Source organism: Paraburkholderia sp. J8-2 (assembly GCF_905220195.1).
In the GTDB taxonomy this organism is placed as follows: Bacteria; Pseudomonadota; Gammaproteobacteria; order Burkholderiales; family Burkholderiaceae; genus Paraburkholderia.
Map to the genome: position 1 here is coordinate 1 of NZ_CAJMZA010000150.1, position 290 is coordinate 290.

The 290-nt window shown below is 62.1% G+C and carries 1 protein-coding gene; it reads left to right on the plus strand.

All coding sequences use genetic code 11. From position 1 onward, the window contains the following. The coding region (locus tag U5A52_RS43220) for a MarR family winged helix-turn-helix transcriptional regulator (protein ID WP_321940539.1) at positions 1-274 on the plus strand (274 nt) is incomplete at its 5' end. Positions 275-290 lie beyond the last annotated feature (16 nt).

Here is a 290-nt window from a genome sequence, read left to right on the forward strand (position 1 = left end):
GACCACGCCGTTCGAACTGTCGAAACTGCTCGGTATCGATACGGGCCTCATGACGCGCATGCTGGACAAGCTGGAAACCAAGGGTCTGCTGGAGCGTTCGCGCGACGCAGACGACCGCCGCGTGGTCAATCTGCACCTCACGGCAAAGGGGCAAGCAACGGCGGCGCAGATTCCGGAAGTCGCGCCGCATGTGTTGAACGCCCGCCTGCGCAAATTCACCAAGGCGGAGTTTGCCGAGCTGAACCGCCTGCTTCGCAAGTTCACAGACGACTGAACGGTGCGGCCGTAGT